Below are 21,406 nucleotides of genomic sequence, written 5' to 3' on the forward strand. Positions count from 1 at the left end.
AATTGAAAAGTCTGGCCTGCTTCCGTGTTTCCCGTGGATATTTTTCGCAACCAGCAGAAAAATATGACGCAAAACCGCGCGGGAAACATTGTGCCTGCGCGGACCGTCATGCCATAAGACCGCACCCGGACAGTGAGAAGAAATAATGGATCTACTCAACGCGCTTGTTGCGCTTGCGAATTTTGTGTTGGTGCCTGCGGTCGCTTATGGCAGCCAACTGGCGTTGGGCGCGCTTGGCGTGACCCTGATCTACGGCATCCTGCGGTTTTCGAACTTTGCCCATGGCGACACCATGGCCTTTGGCGCGATGATCGCCGTGCTTGTCACATGGGCGTTGCAGGCCGCCGGGATCAGCTTTGGACCGTTGCCGACCGCCCTGCTCGCCCTGCCCTTTGCCATCCTGGGCTGTATCGTGCTGGTGCTGATCACCGACAGGCTGGTCTACAAATTCTACCGTGAACAGAAGGCGAAGCCCGTTATTCTGGTGATCGTTTCAATGGGTGTGATGTTCATCATGAACGGCCTTGTCCGGTTTATCATCGGGCCAGACGACCAAAGGTTTTCGGACGGTGCTCGGTTCATTGTGTCGGCGCGCGATTTCAAGGCGATGACCGGTCTGCGCGAGGGGCTGGCCATCAAGACGTCGCAAGGTATCACGGTGATCGTGGCCGTTGTTGCCGTGGCGCTGCTGTTCTGGTTTCTCAACAAAACGCGCACTGGCAAGTCAATGCGGGCCTACTCGGACAACGAGGATCTGGCGCTGCTGTCAGGCATCAACCCGGAACGTGTGGTGATGATCACATGGATTATCGTGGCCGCGCTGGCGACGACTGCTGGTGTTCTCTATGGGCTGGACAAGAGCTTCAAACCCTTCGTGTATTTCCAACTTCTGCTTCCGATTTTTGCCTCGGCCATCGTGGGTGGTTTGGGGAACCCACTGGGCGCCATTGCAGGCGGGTTTATCATCGCGTTTTCAGAAGTGACAATCACGTACGCCTGGAAGAAAGTCCTGACCTATCTTGCGCCTGAAAACCTTGAACCGTCAGGTTTGGTGCAACTTCTCTCGACCGATTACAAATTCGCCGTCAGCTTTGTCATCCTGCTGATAGTGCTTCTGTTCAAGCCCACGGGCCTTTTCAAGGGGAAAGCAGTATGACTGACGCTGTCAAAAATACGCTGCTCTTCGCAATTGTCGGCGGCTTGATCCTGTTGACCGGCTTTACGCAAAGCTGGAACACCGCGATCCTGATCCTGAATATGGGGCTGATTTCCGCAATCATGGCGATCGGTGTAAACCTGCAATGGGGTTTTGCTGGTCTTTTCAACGTGGGCGTCATGGGCTTTGTCGCGCTGGGCGGACTGGCCGTTGTTCTGGTCTCGACACCACCCACCCCCGGTGCGTGGGCTGCGGGCGGCTATGGAATCGTTCTGGCTTTGCTGCTGGGTGCCGCAACAGTGGTGGCGGCTGTTCTGGTGGCAACGAGAATACCGAAAGGTCGAGTGCAAACCCTCACCATCATCGCAGTTTTGGTCGTCGGCTTTTTCGTCTATCGCGCGGTTTTCGACCCCAGCATTTCAGCGGTCGAGGCAATCGACCCGGCGATTTCCGGCAATATCGGCGGTCTTAACCTACCTGTTCTGCTGGCCTGGCCCGCGGGCGGTTTGCTGGCGGCGGGCGCTGCGTGGCTGATCGGTAAAACAGCGCTGGGCCTTCGTTCGGATTATCTGGCGATTGCCACATTGGGTATCGCGGAAATCATCATTGCAGTCATGAAAAACGAAGACTGGCTGGCCCGGGGCGTCAAGAATGTCTATGGCATCCCACGCCCGTCCCCGGTAGTGGGCTACGAAGTGGACTTGCAGAGTGACCCGGCCTTTCTTGCCCGGGCCGAATGGTTCGGGTTGGATCCCGTTACTGCGTCAACGCTAACGGTTAAACTCGGTTATTCTCTGCTGTTCATGATTGTACTTCTGGTGCTGCTCTGGATGGCTCAGATGGCGCTGAAAAGCCCGTGGGGCCGCATGATGCGCGCAATCCGTGACAATGAAGTGGCGGCCGAGGCCATGGGCAAGGATGTTACCCGTCGTCATCTGCAAATCTTCGTGCTGGGGTCAGCGGTTTGCGGTATTGCGGGTGCAATGATGACCACGCTGGACGGCCAGTTGACGCCAAGCGCTTACCAACCACTGCGCTTTACCTTTCTGGTCTGGGTGATGGTGATCGTTGGTGGATCCGGCAACAATTTCGGGGCTGTTCTAGGCGCATTCCTGATCTGGTTCCTGTGGGTTCAGGTGGAACCGATCGGGTTGTGGCTGATGAATGTCATTACCGCAGGCATGCCGGATGGAAGCGCATTGAAAACCCACCTGTTGGACAGCGCCGCACATATGCGTCTGTTTACGATGGGCCTGATCCTGTTGATTGTTCTCAGATTCAGTCCAAGAGGGCTGATCCCCGAGAAATAGGCCACTTCCACCTTCAATAGGCGAAACCGTGCCTTTCATCCGGCACGGTTTCTTGATTCTTAACAATTTTCTGAATAAACGGACCCACCGCAGTGTTTTCTTTTTTGCGGTATGTTGCCGGCGCTCACACCCGTCTACGCCGATCTGTAACGATCATTCACACTTGTTGAAAAGAGTTAGAAATGAAAGCACCACGCCTCAAGACACTTGTTCTGTTTCCGGTTATTGCCGTTGCAACAGCCGCCTGTATTCCCACTCCAGAAGAACTGGAGACGACACCAGTCAAGGTCCAGACACCCAAAGGTGTCGTAACCTGTCAGTTGTACCGCCAAGATCGGGTGACCTGGGATCGTGCAATTGATTACCCGGCCACAAAAATGTCTGTTCCCGAAGCGGATGCCTATTGCCGTCAGGAAGGTCAGCGCCGCTTGAAATAAACATTGCGGCGCCCGCGATGGGCGCCGTTCCGTCATTTATTTCGGAACAAACCGCCAAGAATACCGCGCACGATCCGACGTCCGGTCGTTCCCTTCAGTTCCTTGATCACCGCGTCGGTCATCGCCGATGCAAAGGTATCTTTGCGGCGTTGCACCCGGGAAGAGGACCTGCCAACCCGGCTTCCCGAGTATCTGCGTGCCGAAGCATACTCCCGCTCCATCGGTGACTGCGTTTCCAGAACCTCTTCGGCCTCTGCCTGTTCAGCGGCCCTGGCGGCTGCCTCTGCCCGGGCTTTCAGGATTTCAAAAGCCGACTTTCGGTCTATTCCCTTGTCATATTTTGCCGCCATCGGGGAGGTACCGAGAATGGTCCGACGCTCGGCATCAGAGATCGGCCCCAACTGAGACCCCGGTGGGCGAATCAGTGTGCGTTCGACGATTCCGGGAACCCCTTTTTTCTGAAGCATCGACGTTACCGCCTCACCGACGCCTACCTCCCGGATTGCGACTTCGGTGTCGAAGGCCGGATTCTCACGATATGTTTCGGCCGCCAGGCGCAGGTTCTTTCGGTCACGCGCCGTGAACGCTCGCAAAGCGTGCTGAACGCGATTGCCCAACTGCCCCAGAATATCCTCGGGTATATCGGCGGGGTTCTGAGTTATGAAATAAACCCCCACCCCTTTGGAACGGATCAGCCGGGCAACCTGCTCGACCTTGTCCACCAACACTTTCGGAGCGCCATCAAACAGCAGATGTGCCTCATCAAAAAAGAACACCAGCTTGGGTTTTTCAGGATCACCGACTTCGGGTAGTTCCTCAAACAATTCACTCAGCAGCCACAGCAGGAACGTCGCATACAACCTTGGCGAGGCCATCAGCTTGTCCGAAGCAAGGATGTTCACCATCCCTTGCCCGCTTTCATCGGTGCGCATCAAATCGGACAGATCAAGCGCGGGTTCGCCAAACAGCTTTGTTCCGCCCTGATTTTCCAATACTAGCAAACGCCGCTGGATGGCACCGATCGAAGATGTCGAAACATTGCCGTATCGTAATGAAAGCTGGGTCCTGTTCTCTCCGATCCAGACCAACAATGCCTGAAGATCCTTGAGATCCAGAAGCGGCATTCCCTCTTCATCAGCCACCCGGAACGCGATATTCAAAATGCCTTCCTGTGCTTCGCTCAATTCCATCAAACGGGACAGCAGCAAGGGCCCCATTTCGGTAACCGTCGTCCGCACCGGATGGCCCTGTTCACCAAAGAGATCCCAGAACGTAACCGGGCAGGCAGAATAGGAAAAATCGTCAAATCCAATGCGGCCGGCACGGTCCATAAACGCCTGATGCAATTTCTGCGTATCGCTTCCGGGCAAAGCCAGACCCGACAAATCACCTTTGACATCGGACAAAAACACCGGAACCCCGGCTTGGGAAAACCCTTCCGCCAGGATTTGCAACGTTACAGTCTTACCGGTCCCGGTCGCACCGGCAATCAGCCCGTGGCGGTTCGCATATTTCAGCGCCAGTTCCTGCGGCAGGCCATAGCCTTCGCCACCGCCGCCCAAAAAAATATTATTGCCCATTAACACTGCCTTATATTTCACCGATCCGTCACCAGCATACAAAGTTAACCTTTGACTGCGATAGTCAATTTGCCCTGCGTTTGTTTCCTTCACGTGGGGCAGATTTCCTCCCTGTCGACTGGCCGTGCCTTCGGGCACGGCTTTTTTTGTCAGTCCAGGAAAGGTTTTAAAGTTCTGACGGACAGATTAAAATTTGAGGATAGCTGTTGACCCGTCAGCGCCCCTTTCGTAGGATTTGCGCATAAATAAGTCGGCCAGTCCGACGGGGAGAACCTTTTGGGAAAGAGAGCTGGCAAATACAGCTCTCTTTTTCTGCTTCAGGACAGTTCGGTTTCGATGATCTGGCAACAATCCGTTCACGTTCGGACAAGCTTTTCTGTTAGTGCCTGACACCAGTTCAGAAGAGTGTTAAACGAGGCAAAAAGCTCAATCATCAAATCGAGGCATTCATGACTAAGAAAATCCTCTCGCTTAGTACAGTAGCGGCAGTTCTGCTATGTGGTGCGGTATATGCGCAGGACACAACGACTTCTGAACCGGATGCCGGGCTCGATCTGGGTCAGGAAGGACCGCGCCCCGGAGAACAGTTCGTCAAGGATGAGTTCGGAGATTGGGACGTGTCCTGCATCAAGGCGCAGGAAGGTGAAGACCCGTGCGCCATCGTTCAGATACTGAAGGGCAATCAAGGTGATCCGATTGCAGAAGTGTCGATCGGGAAACTGCCCGAAGGCGGCGCGGCAGTTGCATGGGCCAACGTGATTGTTCCTTTGGAAACACTGCTGCAAGCACAGCTCGCCCTGTCCATCGATGGTGCGCCCCGCAAGCTGTATAACTATCACCATTGCTTGCCTGTTGGCTGCGTCGCGCAACTGGGCCTGAGCCAGGGCGACATCGAAGCAATGAAATCTGGCACCAAGGCAGTCTTCTCGTTGGTACCGGCCCGATTCCCGGACCAGGTTCTGGAAATGGAAATGTCGTTGTCCGGCTTTACGTCCGGCTTTGATTCCCTGACTGTCAACGGGAACTAAGAGCGCGTTTCGAATATGCCGCCGCATCCTATGCGGCGGCGCTGCGCGGACTAAATCCGCTTCAGCGCTAAAACCGCATTCAGTCCGCCAAAGGCAAACGCATTGCTGAGTGCGACGTCAACTTTGGCTTCCCGAGCTTCGTTCGGCACAACATCAAGCGCGCATTCCGGATCGGGTTCCTCGTATCCGATGGTGGGTGCAATCACACCATCCCGTAGCGCCATGATACAGGCCAACAGCTCCACCGCACCGGTTCCTCCGATCAGATGGCCATGCATGGATTTGGTCGACGATATCATCAGATCGTCGGCATGGGGTCCAAATACATCTGCCACTGCGGCACACTCTGTTTTGTCATTCGCTGCCGTTCCGGTGCCATGCGCGTTGATGTAGCAGACATCGCAGGCATTCAAGCTGGCATCGGCCAAGGCACCTGACATGGCCCGCGAAGCCCCTTGTTTGCTGGGCATCACGATATCGGCCGCGTCTGACGACATAGCGAAACCGACGACTTCGCACATTATCTCGGCGCCCCGGGCACGGGCGTGTTCGTATTCCTCGAAAACAAAGATACCGGCCCCTTCCCCTTGTACCATCCCGTTGCGGTTGGCACTGAACGGTCGGCACGCATCCTTCGACATCACGCGCAGCCCTTCCCAGGCTTTGACGCCACCGAAACACAACATGGATTCGGACCCGCCTGTGACCATGACCGGTGCAATACCGCTGCGGACCATCTGAAAGGCCTGAGCCATGGCATGGTTCGAAGATGCACAGGCGGTCGACACGGTGAAGCTGGGACCCTTGAGGTTGTGTTCCATGGAAACATGGCTGGCCGCCGCGTTGTTCATGAGTTTGGGAACAACAAAAGGGTGTACCCTATTCTTGCCATCCTCATAGACCGATCGGTAATTGTCGTCCCAGGTCGACACACCACCACCGGCAGTCCCCAGGACAACACCTGACTTTGCAGCAAGCTCTCCGTGAAACTCGATGCCCGACTGATCTATAGCCTCTTTGGCAGCGGTCAGTGTGAACTGAGTGAACCGGTCATACAGCGACATCTGTTGACGGTTGAACCGCCCTTCGGCCTCAAAGTCACGAACCTGCCCGCCGATCTTGATGGCCAACCGATCAACGTCCCGGAATTCCAGTTCCGAGATCCCACAGCGACCTTCCCGCATGGCTTCCAGCGTGTCAGGAACCGAATGGCCCAGTGAATTGATCGTACCTGCGCCGGTAATGACAACACGTTTCATGAGCGTTTGTCAGACCTTTTCCGACACGAGCTTTTCGATCCCGGCAATGATCGCAGCAACATTCGAGATATCAAAATCGTTGGCTTCGGGTTCGTTGGCATTGAAAGGAATAGAGATGTCGAACTCTTCCTCGATCGCGAAGATGCTTTCGACCAGACCAAGGCTGTCGATACCCAGATCCTCCAGCGTGCTTTCGGGCGTCACGTCCGATGGCTCCAGCACGGCCTGCTCTGCAATGATTGCGATGACGCGGTCGCTGATGCTCATGTCGATCCCCTGATTTTCAGTTTGACGATGATTTAATCGCTTGGGGTCTGTTTGAAAACAGCCTTTTTCAATGCCTCAACGTCGCGTGCCATGCGGGGCAGTCGTCGCTGCGCCTTGTAGATATCTGTATGAGTCTCCATTTTGATGCCTGGATACCCTATGATTACGCGACCGGCCGGAACATTTGACAGAATCTTTGTGCCCCCACCTGAGATGACGCCATCCCCAATGAAAATATTGTCGACCACTCCGGTCTGCCCGCCCAGAACGACGTTGTTGCCGATCTCAACCGAGCCGGACACGCCTGTCTGACCGCACAACAGACAATCCTGCCCGATGCGGGTGTTGTGCCCGACATGGACCAGATTATCCAGCTTGGAGCCGTTGCCGATACGCGTGTTGCGGATGGTTCCATTGTCGACGGTGCAATTGGAGCCAACTTCCACATCGTCCCCGATCTCGACCGCGCCCAAAGAGTGGATGCGAAGCCAGTTTTGTGCCTTTGCATCACCCTGATCGCCCAACGTTTTGCGGGCGTTCTCAGCGCCGGAGACCTCGGGTGTCACAAAACTGAATCCGTCACCGCCAATCCTTGCTCCAGGTTGCGCAATAAACCGATCCCCGATTTGAGCGCGCGCGCCAATGCTGACCATTTCGCGCAAAAAGGCCCGTTCGCCCAGAACGGCGTCGATACCCACCACACAGTGCGCCCCGATTATCGAGCCCGAACCAATTCGAGCCCGCGCGCCAACAACAGTCAGCGGTCCAATCGCCACATCTGATCCAATTTCAGCCGTTGGATCGATCACTGCGGAAGGGTGAATGCCCGGTTCAACCCCTTGCCCGCGATCCAGCTTCGCGGTGATCCCGGCCATTGCCATGCGCGGACGTTTCACGAAAACGGCCGCTCGCAAACCCATGGCCCGCCAGTCCGCACCTTCCCAGAGAACGGCGGCGCGCGCTTCCCCGTTCGAAAGCGCCTCGGCATATTTCGGGGACATGGCCATCGCCAGATCGGTTGGTCCGGCATCGCCCGGTTCGGCCGCCCGCACGATCGTCAGGCCACCATCACCTTGGCACTCGGCACCCAAAGCGTCGGCGATTTGCTGAATGGTAAACTGCATCACGGGCTTCCTTTTGGCAGGATTTGCCCTGTGCTTAACCCTGAATGTCCGGCAGGGCCACCCCTGCCTTTTGCAGGGCCTCCCAAGTCTTGCTGTCCCTGCCATAGACATCACGGCGATACTGCACGTCGCCTTTTGGTCCGACATAGGCTGTTCGATAAATCAAGTGCACCGGAACTTTTTGTTCCAAATCGACCTTGGTTTCCTTCCCAGTGTTCAGAACGCGATGGAAGAAGGCCTTGGGATCCTCTTCCTGTTTGGCCAGCAATGCATAGGCAAATTCGAAGGGCTGAGCCAGCCGGATGCAGCCGTGCGAGAACGCACGCACCTCACGCGAAAACAGACTTTTCTGAGGCGTATCATGCAGATAAATGTTGTGCTTATTGGGGAACATGAACTTGACCAGCCCCAAAGCATTGCTTTTGCTGGGTGGCTGACGCATCGCAAAAGGAAAGCTCCGAGCAGTGAACTGATTGAAATCAACAGCCCCGCGATTGACCTGCCGCCCCCTGCTGTCAGTAATCTGAATATGACCGACCGCATTGGGATTCGCTTTCAGCTTGGGCAAATATTCCTTGGTGATGATCGAGCGTGGAACATACCAGCTCGGGTTTATCACCATATGCTCCATCACATCCGAGAACTCCGGGCTGCGGCGATCATGTGTGTTCTTGCCGATCACCGCACGGGTTTCAAAGGTGACTTGCCCGTCGTCTACGATCTTTGCCGAAAAATCGGTCTGGTTGACAAGAATATGACGTGCGCCGCGATCCCGAGGCAACCAGCGTTCCCGCTCCAGAGCAACATATACAGCCTTGAGCCGATCCGAAGCTGGTCGGTTCACCTCGGCAATCGTACCTTTGCCTGCAACGCCATCGGGTTCCAACCCATGCGCGGTTTGAAAAGCTCTAACGCCTTCCAGAAGCACCGCGTCGAAAGACGGGCTGGCCGAGGGCTTCATATAGCCCATTGACACCAACCGATTGCGAAGCTTCACGACATTGGGTCCTGTGTCGCCGTATTCCAACTTGCTTACGGGTACAGTCGCCCCCCAACCTCCCTGATCTATCAAGGTTTGCAGCGTGAGCTTTTGCTTCATAAGGGCCCGGTATTGACGCGTCTGAGGTGCCAGCTGCGCAATATACGCGGTGCCATGTGTGTTTAGTCCGTTCAGATGTTCGGCTGCGCTGAGTCGATCCACCGACCGAACAAGCCCGTCGTCGACACTGCCGGGCCGAACAGCACCTGAGTACAATGCGTCGGCGAATTCCACGAAAACCCGACTCAGTTCCGCTTCAACTTCCCCAAGGTCGCGCGTCGAGCGTGCACCTTCCATTTTCTGCAGCAAGGATGATACTGTTGCGTCGGCCTGCGGCAGACCGTGCAGGTGAGCATTTGACAGTGCCTGGATCAATGCAGCCCGGCGTTGCATATGCTCATTGGTTTCCCCCACCCATATTGGCGAAAACCCGTTTGTCCGATAGAACTCAGCGATCTGTGATGCCTGCGGTGTGTGTTCTGCTATCGCCATTTGAAACGCCATGCTTGGCGCGGGTTCAGAAGTGGTGTTTGCCACACTGGCTGTGGCCGCAAAACAAGCGGCAAGCAGGATACTGGTACTGGTTCGGAAAACAGAAAACATTGGATGGCCTTGGAATCAATGGCTTGGGTAGGTGATACGTGCGTCGAGCAACTATGGATTTTACTGCGAAGGCTTGTCTATTCACAAATTCCTTACCAAATCGCTTCTGCTTTCTCCTGATGCGCGTTTGCATCGGCCCGGTGGCACGGGGTCCACAGCTGCAAAATTTCTGTGCCTAGCTGTGACATTTGCGCAAAAAGCTGCCGAAAATTCCCCCTTGAAAAGGTAACTGTGAAACACTTCTTGGCCGCCGAATCCGATTGTGTCATAAATTCTGCATCTGGGATGGGAAAAAATTAAGACAGTGCACGTAACATCGTGTGCAGGCAGGAACAGTACGGGACGACCAAAATGACCAAGAGCAGTTCCTCGGGCTTGACCCGACGTGCCCTATTGGGTGCGTTTGCAGCAACCGCAGTTGCAGCAGCACCCACATACTCCAATGCAGCAGGCTTTTTGCGCGGTGGCGGCGATATTCGTCGCATACGTATGTATTCCGGTCGCACGGGCGAACGGTTGGACATGATTTATTGGGTCGATGGTAAGTATATCAAGGACGCTGTCAAAGAAGTGCATCACTTCATGCGTGATTGGCGTACAGATCAGGTAAAATCCATCGATTTACGCGCGATTGATATCATGGCGGCATCACACAACCTGCTGGATGTCAGTGAACCTTACATGTTGCTGTCGGGCTATCGTTCTCCACAGACCAACGCCATGCTCCGCTCCAGATCTCGCGGTGTTGCCCGGAAATCGCTTCATATGCAGGGACAAGCAGCAGACTTGCGCTTGGCGTCCCGTTCTGTTTCGCAGATGGCAAAGGCCGCTATGTCATGCAGGGCTGGCGGAGTTGGTCAATACTACGGATCCAATTTCGTGCATATGGACTGCGGTGTCGTGCGCACCTGGCGTGGTTAAGACGCAAGCCTTATGGATTCAATGCACCCGACAACATATGTAACTGGTTGACCGTCATACCAGTTACATACCTGCGTCGCCTCCTCCGCCAACGTCGCCGCCTCCGGATCCGCTGCTGGATGCTGTTTCCGCAGTCGAACTGCTGCTCTCGTGCGTCTTCTCGTCATCGACATGAGAGTTGGCATTGGAGTCTGATATTTTTTCGCCTTCTGAGTCATCATCACTATCCCAATCCTCGTCAGTAAGTCTGCCGAGCATCAGTGCAATTATTACTCCAAGTACAAGCCAACTTATGACGCTTAGGATTGAAAAACCCGAAATAAAGTAACAGCCCAAAATCGCTAGAACCAGCACTTTGATTATGAACGTCTTATTTGAAAAGATCACTTGCACGTTCTTTCCTCCATTCAAAGCGGACGCGATCCAGCCTCGTCCTGAAAGTGTACATCAAAAACCACGGGTAGAGAGGTCTATGCCGAGGAATAAGCGTCAATGATTGTTCCGCGCATGGTGCAAGACAGGACATGCAAGATAATTGGAGTTGCTCAAGCGACCAAGGAGATCGCGCACCTGAGCGGAGAGAGAACGATCGCCCTGATCGTGACGCTTGCGGACTGGGATCGCAATCCCGCGCCACATGACCTTGTTGGTGGAAGGTGCCTCGACGAAGTGTCCGAACAACAATATCAACAACTTAAGTCGCTCAAACACCTTGAGCTTTGCTGACAGGTGCGAAAGGGATTGTGACCTTGCCCCCGAAATCCCCAGAGCACTATCCTCCACTCACAGACATACGGCTTTAATGGCGCAGCCCGAGACCAAAAGGAAATACCTAATGACCCAGTGTTCTTTGCTTCCAGAGCGCAACGCGCCGTTCATCACGTTCTTCATACTCAGCAATGGCCTGGGCAATATCCCTATCCGTCATTTTCTCTTGCTCTGACCCAAGGTCCGTCATGCGCATAGTGAACCACGCGGTCATCCCACCTGGCGGCAAGGTGGCAAAGCGAGGAAAGGCGGGAGCGTTCTTTCCCGCCCGCCACGTGGTTGGCAGGGACGGATCAATGACAAAACCCCTGGCCAAACCCACTGCATCCACGTCCTCGGAAAGGACCGCGGATTCAGCTTCTTCACGGCGCTTGAACCCTCCCGTAGCCATAAGCGGGACCGATGTCAGTTGACGTGCGGCGCGGGTAAATTCGACAAAGTAAGGACCCTGACTCATGCGCTCCGAACTCGGCGGAGCACCGGGGAAATAGGTGCCTCCGCTGATATCCAAAAGGTCAGCCCCCTTCCCTTCAAGAGCGGCCACGACTACGAGCGCCTCTTGTTCTGTCAGACCACCGGCAAGCTGATCCGTCGCGTTCAGCTTTACCGCAACCACAAAATCAGGCGGGACCGCCGCACGAACAGCCTCGACCGTTTCGATGAGCAATCTCATCCGTGCATGTAGCGAACCACCATAGGCATCTGTTCGTCGATTGAAGAGCGGGGACAGGAACTGGCTCAGAAGAAACCCGTGTGCGGCATGAATTTGCACACCGCCAAATCCTAAATCCGCTGCACGGCGCGCCGTATTGGCAAAACACGCGGGAACGGTCGCGATTTCGGCACGTGACATGGCTTCACTGCGAAAGTCAGGGAATTCCATCGCACTTGGCCCCTTGGGGGTACTGATTGGCAGATGGGCCAGTGCCCCGGCATGCCCAAGCTGTAACCAAAGCTGCGCGTTGTTTGCCGATCCTCGTCGGGCTAGCTCACGAAATGCCGCCATATTGGCGTTGTCATCCAGAACCAGATTTCCGGGCTTTTCTGGGTATCGCGGATCACCCTGGACCTCTCCGACAATCGACGCTGCCAGTCCGCCTTCTGCCCAACGTTCATAAAGTCGAATTTGCGTGGGCGTCGGGTTGCCCTGGCCATCCCCCAGCGAATCCGACATCGCAGATTTGATGATCCGGTTCTTCAGCACTTGGCCGTTCGGCAGGGCCAACGGTGTGAAGAGAGTTGGGGGCGAAGTGGCGTGCAAGGCAGGTCTCCTCAGGCTTTTCTGTCCTTATCTGAGATAGTTTGGATGACTTATATTGATAATCGGGTAATCTGGATCAAATCTTGATCGTTTTTGGAATAGATGTCACAGAAGACCGAGCTGGAAATCCTGTTGGCTGTTGTTGATCATGGCAGCTTTTCTGCCGCAGCCAGAGCGTTGGGATACACCCCTTCTGCCGTTGGCAAGAGGGTCCACCAACTGGAGCAGCGGTTGAATGTGCCGCTTCTGGTCCGCTCGACCCGACGGATGACTCTGACTGAAGCAGGTCGGAGATATGCAGAGGAAGCACGTGACCTGATTGCCCGCCTGACAGCACTGGAAGAGGATATCTCAGATGATGCTTCCACGTTGCGCGGTACGGTACGCCTGACAAGTTCAGCCGCGCTTGGGCGACGGTTTGTAGTGCCCCTTGTGATCGAATTCATGGAACACCACCCGGAGGTCGAGGTTGAGCTGCTGTTGACGGACAAGATTATCGACCTGATCGGCGAAGGCTTTGATCTCTCAATCCGAACAGGGATATTGCCGGACTCGTCGCTCGTCTCACGAAAACTTATGAGCAACCCACGCATTCTGTGTGCGGCGCCTTCCTATATTGAACAACACGGCAGTCCCGGAAAGCCCGAGGATCTAACGATCCACAGATGTCTGCGTCTGGGGCAGGAAAGGCAGCTTTCAGATTGGGGATTTGCTCAGCCACAGGGCGGAAACGCGCGGCTTGGATCGGGCTTTTCATGCAACAACCTGGAAGCGCTCCATGCGGCGTGTATATCGGGGCGCGGCATTGCATGGCTGCCTGAGTTCCTCACCTTGAGCGATATCAACAAGGGACGCCTTCTTCCATTGCTGAAGGAATACGCATGTCCGGATGCTGGTGGTGGTGTGTTCATTCTGCGCCCTGAAACGACATTTCTACCGCAACGCATTCGCACCTTGATTGACTTCTTTGCAGACTGGTTCAACGAAATGAGACGCGATTGAACAGGGAAAGACTTGTGCACTGAGTTGGGTGCACGACCATTCTCAAACATGGGAAGAAGGCACAACACTGAAACCTAAAGGTTCGTCGACGTTGAAACCTCCCTTTTGACAGCAACTCAAAGGAGGAGAAACGCCGTGGAACTCCACAAGGCCCCGAAATCACACCCGTTTGTTCCTGAAAACCGTCCGAACTCAAGTAGTTGCGGGCGAACTGATGGTACCGAAGTTGAACGGAACCAAAATGAAGTCAAAGGAATCTGAGCTGAAATGAGTTTCTCGCCCTCACAGCTATTCTGCTGAGATCATTTAAAAATGTGATTGATTTTTGGCGCACCTGAGAGGATTCGAACCTCTGGCCTCTGCCTTCGGAGGGCAGCGCTCTATCCAGCTGAGCTACAGGTGCCTTGGCCGTTAGCTAACCTTGTTCCAATCCGGGTGCAACTGAAAATCGTGATTGTTGCACCCTCTTTGAAACCAAAATCAGGCGAAGAGATCATGCGCCAATTCAAGCGCTTCGATCAGCGTATCGACCTCATCCGTCGTGTTATACAGACCGAAGCTGGCACGACAGGTCGCCGTGACGCCCAGATGATCCATAAGCGGGCCTGCGCAGTGATGACCGGCGCGGACGGCAACACCTTTTTTGTCCAGAATGGTGGATACATCATGCGCATGGCCGGCCCCATCCAGCGTAAAGCTGAAGATGGCTGCCTTGTCTGGCCGCGTGCCCTGAACCTGAAGCCAGTTAAGACCGTTCAGGCGCTGCATGGCATAGTCCCGCAGGCCGGATTCATGGGCGGCAATGTTGTCCATTCCCAAATCCATCATGTACTCCAGTGCAACACCCAGGCCGATAGTTTGGACAATGCCGGGTGTTCCGGCCTCGAACTTCATAGGCGGATCGTTGTAGATCACCTGATCCTTGCTGACCTCTTTGATCATGTCACCGCCACCGACAAAGGGGCGCATCTCGGCCATGCGTTCGGACTTGATGTAGATCGCACCCGACCCCGACGGGCCATACAGCTTGTGGCCGGTGATGGCGTAAAAGTCGCAACCGATGTCCTGAACGTTCACCGGCATATGCACCGCGCCCTGACTGCCATCAACCAGAACCGGAACGCCCTTGGCATGCGCACCTTCGGTGATGGCTTTGACATCCACGACAGTTCCCAGCACATTGGAACATTGCGTCACGGCCACAAGTTTGGTTTTCGGGCCGATTGCATCGATCACCGCCTGGGGATCCAGTCCTCCGTCAGCGTCGACATCCACCCACTTCAGAACGACGCCATGCCGCTCGCGCAGAAAATGCCAGGGCACGATGTTGGCGTGATGCTCCATGACGCTCAGAACGATCTCATCCCCGGCTTCCAGGCGCGGCATGGCCCAGCCATATGCAACAAGATTGATCCCTTCGGTCGTTCCTGAATTCAGAACGATCTCATCCTCGTTCGATGCCCCAAGGAACCGGGCGATGATGCCGCGGACGGCTTCGTACTTCTCGGTTGCAAGATTCGACAGGAAATGCAGTCCGCGGTGAACGTTCGAGTATTCCTCGGCATAGGCCCGTGTCACCGCATCGATGACAATTTGAGGCTTTTGCGCCGAGGCTCCATTGTCCAGATAGGTCAGCGGCTTGCCGTTCACTTCACGCGCCAGGATTGGAAAGTCTGCACGGATTTTTTCTACGTCATACATGGTTTTCTTTTCCCTATACCGGGGCGTTGGGCATCAATGCGAGTACAAAGGGCACGGCAACCACGCCGGCCAACAAAATGACCCCAAATGCTTTCCAGAGCGATCCGAATTTATGGGCTTCATTCAGGAAATGGAGCGTGACGTAAAGGCTCAGAACAAACGTTGCGAGAGAAAACATCAGCATCAAGAACGGAAGGACCATCGCCAAAACAAGAGTGATGAGCATCGCAACGATCTGAAGGTATTGCAGCCAGACAATCAACGTCATGATGCCATTAAACGTCGCGACGCCGCCAAGTAAGCGCCCTGCAAACAAAAACGCCAGAATGCTGACAAGCAACAAGGCAGCCGAACGTATCAGGTAAAGACCGACTGACTCTGATACTGGCGCCAGTTCCCCCTCCTGGAGCGGCAGAAACTGAAGCCTCCCAACCTGCACCAGGCAACTCAGAACAACCGCCAGGAAAAACGCCAACCAAAGAACCTCGCGCCCGAGGCGGAAATCCAACAACTGCCGGGCGACCACGGCCGGATTGATCACAGTTTGAACGGCAAGGTTAACAACGTTCATTCTGCTTGCCTTTGCGCTTGTCTGAGACCGGCCAGCCAGAACCAGAAAAACACCCCGAGCCAGATCAAACCGACCAGAGTCAATGCCGGCCCCGGTCCGATGAACCCGGCGACCAGACCATTCAACAGAACCAGAGGGGTTGATGACAGCAGTGCCCAGAACAACGCAAGACGGGCTCCGTAAGCTGTTCCGCGCCCTCCGACCAAACGGGCGGCTCCAAAAGATGCAAAAGCCAGCGCGTAGAAGAACAGCGGCAGGATGATGACAGTGCCCAGCAAGGCCCCGCCCAACAGCATATTTAGCTCAAGCCCTTCCAAGTGCGCTTTTCGGGCAAGGCTGGGCAATTGCGCGACAAAGGCCACCACGCAAAAGGCCATGACAAACACCAGCGCCCTGTCTTCCCGCTGACCCATTTCAAGAAGCCGACGCACCACGCGCCCCGGCCCCCGGTATGTGGCCAGTATGTCTGACGAAACGGCCATCAACTACGACGCGCCAGCCACCCTTCCAGACGGCTTACGATCTCTTCCGCCAGAGCGCTGTCTTCGATCTCATCCACCGCTTCGGCCAGGAAAGCCAATGTCAGCATGTTGGTCGCGTCTTTGGTCGGAACACCACGGGACCGCAGATAGAACAGCGCGGTTTCGTCGATCGCACCCGAGGTCGAACCGTGCGAACACGCCACATCATCGGCGTAGATCTCAAGTTCAGGCTTGGCGAGGAACTGGCTGTCACCGTCCAGAAGCAGCGATTGGCTGATCTGATAACCGTCAGTCTTCTGGGCACCTTCCTTCACAAGGATCTTGCCCTGAAACACACCGGTCGCCCCGTTGCGCAGCACTTTCTTGAAAACCTGGCGGCTTTCGCAATTCACCGCGTCATGGGTGATGAAAACCGTGTCATCATGGTGGAAGTCGCCATCACCAACGCATGCCCCTGCGACATGTGCAATGGCATCATCGCCGGTCAGCTCGACAACCTGCTCATTGCGGGTCAGCACGCCATTCACAGTCAGTGTGAAGGACTTGTAGACCGACTCCGTGCCCAGTCGGGTAAATAAATGGGTCGCAGCGCGACGCTCATGATCCCTGCCCTGCGCGCGCACATGGTGCAGCGTGCCCTTGTCAGCAATGTCGATCTCCATGCATTTGTTAAAGCGTGACGCCGCCGGGCCGGTTTCCAGAATGGTCGCCTCGGCGTCGCTTTCCACGCGAACGATATGGTGCAGGATCGCATCAGAGGTCGGCGACGCATGACGATAGATCAGGTTGATCGGTTTGGACGGTTTGCCAGTAACGTGAATCGCCACGCCATCTGATGCAAAGGCCGTATTCAGTGCCGCCAAGGGGCGCTGGACCGGGGACTGACCACGCGTTTCAAGTACGCCATACAGGTCTTTCGCCCAATGAATGTCCTTGCAGCAGATGTCCTCAAGTCGATCAATGGTCACGCCTTCCAGCGATAGGTCGTCCGACTCTTCGGCGCTGAATTCACCGTCCACAAAGACGATGTTCAGCCGGTCGAGTTCGCTGAACATCAACGGCTCGTCATCAGCAAACACCGCAGCCGGGGTTGCGTCTGGTGAGACCAGCGTATCCGGTTGAGTGTACTTCCAGTATTCGTCACGCCGCCCAGGCAGACCGGTTTCCAGAACACGGGCCAGCGCGTCTTCGCGCGCGGCGCGGGTACATCCCGCGTCAGGCATGGTCAGAGCAGACAACCGTGCCTCGGTTGCGGATTGTTTGACTTCGGGCAAGGCCATCAGTTCACCTCGGCAAGAATGTCGGCATAACCGTTGTTTTCAACCTCAAGCGCCAGATCGGGGCCACCGGTTTTGACAATGCGGCCATCGGCCATGATGTGAACAACGTCAGGTTTGATGTGATCCAGCAGGCGCTGATAATGCGTAATGACCAGGAACCCACGACTTTCATCGCGCAACGCATTCACGCCTTCAGCGACGAGTTTCATCGCGTCCACATCCAGACCCGAGTCGGTTTCGTCCATGATGCACATCTTGGGTTCCAGCATTGCCATCTGCAGGATTTCATTGCGCTTTTTCTCACCACCCGAGAAACCAACATTGACCGGACGCTTGAGCATATCCGCGTCGATCTTCAGCGTCTTGGCTTTGGCACGCACTTCCTTGAGGAAATCCGCAGCGGACAGTTCGTCCTCACCGCGCGCCTTGCGTTGCGCATTCACAGCGGTGCGCAGGAACGTCATGTTTCCCACGCCCGGAATTTCGACTGGGTACTGGAACGCAAGGAAAACGCCGGCCGCAGCACGTTCTTCCGGTTCCATCTCCAGTAGGTCATTACCGTCCAGCGTGGCAGAACCCTCGGTCACTTCGTACCCGTCGCGACCCGACAGCACGTAGCTGAGTGTTGACTTGCCTGACCCGTTCGGCCCCATGATTGCGTGTACCTTGCCGGCCTCAACCGTCAGATCCACACCCTTTAAGATCTGCTTGTCTTCTTCTTGAAGCTTTACGTGCAGATTCTTGATTTCCAGCATTTTTTATCCTTTTGCGTATCGCAAGGGGCACTCTAGCCCCGAAACCTTCTTATCCCAGAAACTTGCGGATCAACCTCGCGGCGATCCAGCCCAGGATCGCCCCTCCGCCAACCGCCCAAACCGGGTTGATGAATTCCATGTGGTTGATGTTGACGTAAGCCATGCCAAGCAGACCGCCAAGAACCGGCAATGCGTACCCCAGCCAGGTCAGCACGTCTTCTTTCCGGATGCCGTTTCGTGACGCCCGCGTCATCAGCCGACCGACCCTTCCAGCGAGATTGCCACAAGTTGCTGCGCTTCCATGGCGAACTCCATCGGCAGTGCCTGCAGAACGTCTTTGCAGAACCCGTTGACCACCAAGGCCACGGCCTCTTCTTCGTCCATGCCGCGCTGACGACAGTAGAACAGCTGATCGTCATCCACCTTGGATGTCGTCGCCTCATGCTCAACCCGCGATGAGTTATTCTTGACCTCGATATACGGAACCGTATGTGCCCCGCATTTGTCGCCAATAAGCAAGCTGTCGCATTGGGTATAGTTCCGGCTGTCCTTGGCTTTCGGATGCATCGAAACCAGACCGCGATACGTGTTCTGTGCCTTGCCCGCGCTGATGCCCTTGGACACGATGCGCGACTTGGTGTTCTTGCCCAGATGAACCATCTTGGTGCCGGTATCTGCCTGCTGGTAATTGTTGGCAATTGCGATCGAGTAAAACTCTCCTTGGCTTTCTTCGCCCCGCAGAATGCACGACGGGTATTTCCATGTCACGGCCGAACCCGTTTCGACCTGCGTCCACATCACCTTGGATCGATCGCCACGGCAGTCGGCACGTTTGGTCACGAAGTTGTAGATGCCGCCCTTGCCGTTCTCATCCCCGGGGAACCAGTTCTGAACGGTCGAGTATTTTACCTCGGCGTCTTCTTCCAGAATGATTTCAACCACGGCTGCATGCAACTGAGCGGTGTCGCGCTGAGGTGCGGTACAGCCTTCCAGATAGGAGACGTAAGAGCCTTTGTCAGCGATGATCAGCGTGCGTTCGAACTGGCCTGTGTTTTCCGCGTTGATACGGAAATATGTGCTCAGCTCCATCGGACAACGAACACCTGGCGGGATGTATACGAATGACCCATCCGAAAACACGGCCGAGTTCAGTGTCGCATAAAAATTGTCCGACACCGGAACAACAGTGCCCAGATACTTCTTGACCAGTTCAGGATGTTCCTTGATCGCTTCTGAAATTGAACAGAAGATCACGCCGGCCTTTTTCAGTTCGGCCTGAAAGGTCGTGCCAACCGAAACGGAATCAAACACCGCGTCGACAGCAACCTTGCGGCCCTCAGCCGGGGCATCTTCAGCACCTTCGACGCCGGCCAAAATCATCTGTTCTTTCAGCGGGATACCCAGCTTTTCGTATGTGGCCAACAGCTTGGGGTCGACCTCATCCAAGGATTTTGGCTTCTCTTCCATCGATTTCGGACGGGCATAGTAATACTGGTTCTGAAAATCGATTTTGGGATAGGTGACCATGGCCCAGTTTGGTTCTTCCATCTTGGTCCAGCGTTCAAACGCGGCCAGACGCCATTCGGTCATCCATTCCGGTTCTTCATTCTTTTCCGAGATCAGACGGACGATGTCCGGGTTCACACCTTTCGGGGCGTACTCCATCTCAATGTCAGTGTCCCAGCCGTATTTGTAGGTTCCGGCCTCGCGCACCGCATCAACGGTTTCCTGATCGACACCTTCTTTAACCTGGGTCTGGTCCAAAGCGGCCATGACTTACCCTCCGTCAGATCACGCAGCTCGCGCGCGATGCTTTTTCTCTTTCTCAAGCCACGTCTCGGCGAAACGCAGCACATCTTCTTCCGTTGTCCGAGGTCCCAACGACACGCGGATTGCGCTGCTGGCTGTCTCCTCGTCAAAACCCATTGCGGTAAGCGCCGCGCTGGCACGAACCTTGCCACTGGAACAGGCAGAGCCCGCACTGACGGCAAAACCCGACAGGTCCATCTGCATGACCTGGGTTTCACCCTTCCAACCGGGCGCAGCAAAACACAGGGTGTTCGGCAGGCGTCGCCGCCCTTTCCCGACAAAAATAGGTGATTTTACAGCGGCCTCAAGAGCGTTTTCTAGAATATTTCTAAATTCTTCGACCTGCTCCCAAACGCCATTGGCCAGATCCCGTGCAGCAGCTTCAGCTGCCGCGCCGAACCCCACGATACCAATAACATTTTCGGTCCCAGACCTGCGGCCCATTTCCTGGCCGCCCCCCTTGATCTGCGCCGCCAGATCTGTTCCTCGCTTCATCACAACGGCACCGACACCCTTTGGGCCGCCCAGCTTATGGGCGGAAACCAAGGCCATCTGCGCACTCATCCAGTTGAATGCGAGGGGCAGCTTGCCAAAAGCCTGTGTGGCGTCTGTCACGGCCAGACCGGACGGCAGTGTTTGAACAATCCCTGTCTCTGAGTTTGCCAGTTGCAATGTCGATATTTCAGGTGCGGCCACCTGCACGTCTCCGAACTCAGAAACCGAAAGATCCTCTTTGATCCAAGCTCTTACCGCGTCATGCTCAATCCCTGCGCCGTGCAATTGGCGCCTCGACAATGTCAGCGCCGCACCTTCGGTTGAACCAGATGTAAAAACAATATCCGCTCCATCCGCCCCAAAGGCCGATGCAACCTGAGCCCGAGCACGTTCGATCAGAGCTTTGGCGGCACGACCTTCCGCATGAACCGACGAGGGGTTGCCACAGACATCCATGGCCGCAATCATCGCGTCCCTCGCTTCTGGACGCAGCGGCGTTGTTGCGTTGTGATCCAGATAAACACGTTTCATAGATACATCTTTTTGCCGACAGACTTC

Annotated in this window: 22 protein-coding genes and 1 tRNA gene; 7 read left to right on the forward strand and 16 right to left on the reverse strand. The window is 55.4% G+C overall.

Annotated elements, in window-relative coordinates:
- The first annotated feature begins 145 nt into the window (after positions 1 to 145).
- The 3 genes from AC2FFA_RS02735 (at position 146) to AC2FFA_RS02745 (ending at position 2,903) form a co-directional block, all read left to right on the forward strand.
- On the forward strand, positions 146 to 1,156 hold the full coding sequence (locus AC2FFA_RS02735; protein WP_117868945.1) for a branched-chain amino acid ABC transporter permease: 1,011 nt from the start codon (positions 146 to 148) through the stop codon (positions 1,154 to 1,156).
- Positions 1,153 to 2,466, forward strand: coding sequence for a branched-chain amino acid ABC transporter permease (locus tag AC2FFA_RS02740; protein ID WP_299897160.1), 1,314 nt, complete (start codon positions 1,153 to 1,155; stop codon positions 2,464 to 2,466). The genes AC2FFA_RS02735 and AC2FFA_RS02740 overlap by 4 nt, the downstream gene beginning before the upstream one ends.
- Before the next feature lie 182 nt (positions 2,467 to 2,648).
- Entirely contained in the window at positions 2,649 to 2,903 is a 255-nt protein-coding gene (locus AC2FFA_RS02745; RefSeq protein ID WP_117868943.1) for a hypothetical protein, read from the forward strand.
- Positions 2,904 to 2,935: 32 nt separating this feature from the next.
- Here the strand turns inward: AC2FFA_RS02745 and AC2FFA_RS02750 are convergent, their stop codons facing one another.
- Complete coding sequence (locus AC2FFA_RS02750) at positions 2,936 to 4,483, reverse strand: helicase HerA-like domain-containing protein (protein WP_496849782.1); 1,548 nt, start codon at positions 4,481 to 4,483, stop codon at positions 2,936 to 2,938.
- A 449-nt stretch (positions 4,484 to 4,932) separates the two neighbouring features.
- On the opposite strand from AC2FFA_RS02750, the gene AC2FFA_RS02755 reads away from it, so the two are divergent.
- Complete coding sequence (locus AC2FFA_RS02755; protein WP_496849784.1) at positions 4,933 to 5,511, forward strand: invasion associated locus B family protein; 579 nt, start codon at positions 4,933 to 4,935, stop codon at positions 5,509 to 5,511.
- 50 nt (positions 5,512 to 5,561) lie between these two features.
- On the opposite strand, the gene AC2FFA_RS02760 is transcribed toward AC2FFA_RS02755, so the two are convergent.
- Genes AC2FFA_RS02760 through AC2FFA_RS02775 form a run of 4 tightly spaced genes read right to left on the reverse strand, consistent with a single transcriptional unit; the run spans position 5,562 to position 9,803 of the window.
- On the reverse strand, positions 5,562 to 6,770 hold the full coding sequence (locus tag AC2FFA_RS02760) for a beta-ketoacyl-[acyl-carrier-protein] synthase family protein (protein WP_117868940.1): 1,209 nt from the start codon (positions 6,768 to 6,770) through the stop codon (positions 5,562 to 5,564).
- 9 nt (positions 6,771 to 6,779) lie between these two features.
- Positions 6,780 to 7,037, reverse strand: a complete 258-nt coding sequence (locus AC2FFA_RS02765; RefSeq protein ID WP_152458003.1) for an acyl carrier protein — start codon at positions 7,035 to 7,037, stop codon at positions 6,780 to 6,782.
- 32 nt (positions 7,038 to 7,069) lie between these two features.
- Entirely contained in the window at positions 7,070 to 8,161 is a 1,092-nt protein-coding gene (gene lpxD / locus AC2FFA_RS02770; protein WP_496849786.1) for a UDP-3-O-(3-hydroxymyristoyl)glucosamine N-acyltransferase, read from the reverse strand.
- Between the two features lie 34 nt (positions 8,162 to 8,195).
- Positions 8,196 to 9,803 carry a L,D-transpeptidase family protein gene (locus AC2FFA_RS02775; protein WP_496849788.1) on the reverse strand — a complete coding sequence of 536 codons (1,608 nt, stop codon included), beginning with the start codon at positions 9,801 to 9,803 and terminating at the stop codon, positions 8,196 to 8,198.
- Positions 9,804 to 10,154: 351 nt separating this feature from the next.
- Between AC2FFA_RS02775 and mepK the strand changes: the two genes are divergently transcribed.
- Entirely contained in the window at positions 10,155 to 10,724 is a 570-nt protein-coding gene (gene mepK / locus AC2FFA_RS02780) for a peptidoglycan L,D-endopeptidase MepK (protein WP_117868936.1), read from the forward strand.
- 63 nt (positions 10,725 to 10,787) lie between these two features.
- On the opposite strand, the gene AC2FFA_RS02785 is transcribed toward mepK, so the two are convergent.
- Positions 10,788 to 11,117: a hypothetical protein gene (locus AC2FFA_RS02785; protein ID WP_496849790.1), complete on the reverse strand. Its 330-nt coding sequence runs from the start codon at positions 11,115 to 11,117 to the stop codon at positions 10,788 to 10,790.
- A gap of 99 nt (positions 11,118 to 11,216) precedes the next feature.
- Here AC2FFA_RS02785 and AC2FFA_RS02790 point away from each other — a divergent pair, with 99 nt between their 5' ends.
- Entirely contained in the window at positions 11,217 to 11,450 is a 234-nt protein-coding gene (locus AC2FFA_RS02790) for a hypothetical protein (protein WP_496673332.1), read from the forward strand.
- Positions 11,451 to 11,556: 106 nt separating this feature from the next.
- On the opposite strand, the gene AC2FFA_RS02795 is transcribed toward AC2FFA_RS02790, so the two are convergent.
- The gene (locus AC2FFA_RS02795) at positions 11,557 to 12,753 is read right to left on the reverse strand and encodes an NADH:flavin oxidoreductase/NADH oxidase family protein (protein WP_496849793.1); all 1,197 of its coding nucleotides are present in this window, start codon (positions 12,751 to 12,753) and stop codon (positions 11,557 to 11,559) included.
- Between the two features lie 102 nt (positions 12,754 to 12,855).
- Here AC2FFA_RS02795 and AC2FFA_RS02800 point away from each other — a divergent pair, with 102 nt between their 5' ends.
- A complete protein-coding gene (locus tag AC2FFA_RS02800; protein ID WP_496849795.1) occupies positions 12,856 to 13,755 on the forward strand; it encodes a LysR family transcriptional regulator in 900 nt (299 codons plus the stop codon).
- A 326-nt stretch (positions 13,756 to 14,081) separates the two neighbouring features.
- Here the strand turns inward: AC2FFA_RS02800 and AC2FFA_RS02805 are convergent.
- From AC2FFA_RS02805 to AC2FFA_RS02845, 9 genes are all read right to left on the reverse strand, one after another.
- Positions 14,082 to 14,158, reverse strand: a tRNA-Arg gene (locus AC2FFA_RS02805).
- A 77-nt stretch (positions 14,159 to 14,235) separates the two neighbouring features.
- Positions 14,236 to 15,456, reverse strand: a complete 1,221-nt coding sequence (locus tag AC2FFA_RS02810) for a cysteine desulfurase (RefSeq protein WP_496849796.1) — start codon at positions 15,454 to 15,456, stop codon at positions 14,236 to 14,238.
- A gap of 13 nt (positions 15,457 to 15,469) precedes the next feature.
- On the reverse strand, positions 15,470 to 16,027 hold the full coding sequence (locus AC2FFA_RS02815) for a YIP1 family protein (protein ID WP_496849798.1): 558 nt from the start codon (positions 16,025 to 16,027) through the stop codon (positions 15,470 to 15,472).
- Positions 16,024 to 16,509: a YIP1 family protein gene (locus AC2FFA_RS02820; RefSeq protein ID WP_117868929.1), complete on the reverse strand. Its 486-nt coding sequence runs from the start codon at positions 16,507 to 16,509 to the stop codon at positions 16,024 to 16,026. Before AC2FFA_RS02820 ends, AC2FFA_RS02815 begins: the two co-directional genes overlap by 4 nt.
- A complete protein-coding gene (locus tag AC2FFA_RS02825; RefSeq protein ID WP_496849801.1) occupies positions 16,509 to 17,789 on the reverse strand; it encodes a SufB/SufD family protein in 1,281 nt (426 codons plus the stop codon). Before AC2FFA_RS02825 ends, AC2FFA_RS02820 begins: the two co-directional genes overlap by 1 nt.
- On the reverse strand, positions 17,789 to 18,544 hold the full coding sequence (sufC, locus tag AC2FFA_RS02830; RefSeq protein WP_496849803.1) for a Fe-S cluster assembly ATPase SufC: 756 nt from the start codon (positions 18,542 to 18,544) through the stop codon (positions 17,789 to 17,791). The genes AC2FFA_RS02825 and sufC overlap by 1 nt, the downstream gene beginning before the upstream one ends.
- A 49-nt stretch (positions 18,545 to 18,593) precedes the next feature.
- On the reverse strand, positions 18,594 to 18,797 hold the full coding sequence (locus AC2FFA_RS02835) for a hypothetical protein (protein ID WP_117868926.1): 204 nt from the start codon (positions 18,795 to 18,797) through the stop codon (positions 18,594 to 18,596).
- On the reverse strand, positions 18,797 to 20,317 hold the full coding sequence (gene sufB, locus AC2FFA_RS02840; protein WP_117868925.1) for a Fe-S cluster assembly protein SufB: 1,521 nt from the start codon (positions 20,315 to 20,317) through the stop codon (positions 18,797 to 18,799). Before sufB ends, AC2FFA_RS02835 begins: the two co-directional genes overlap by 1 nt.
- Before the next feature lie 18 nt (positions 20,318 to 20,335).
- A complete protein-coding gene (locus AC2FFA_RS02845; protein ID WP_496849806.1) occupies positions 20,336 to 21,379 on the reverse strand; it encodes a cysteine desulfurase family protein in 1,044 nt (347 codons plus the stop codon).
- Positions 21,380 to 21,406 lie beyond the last annotated feature (27 nt).

It is taken from the genome of Ruegeria sp. YTSB088 (assembly GCF_059609825.1).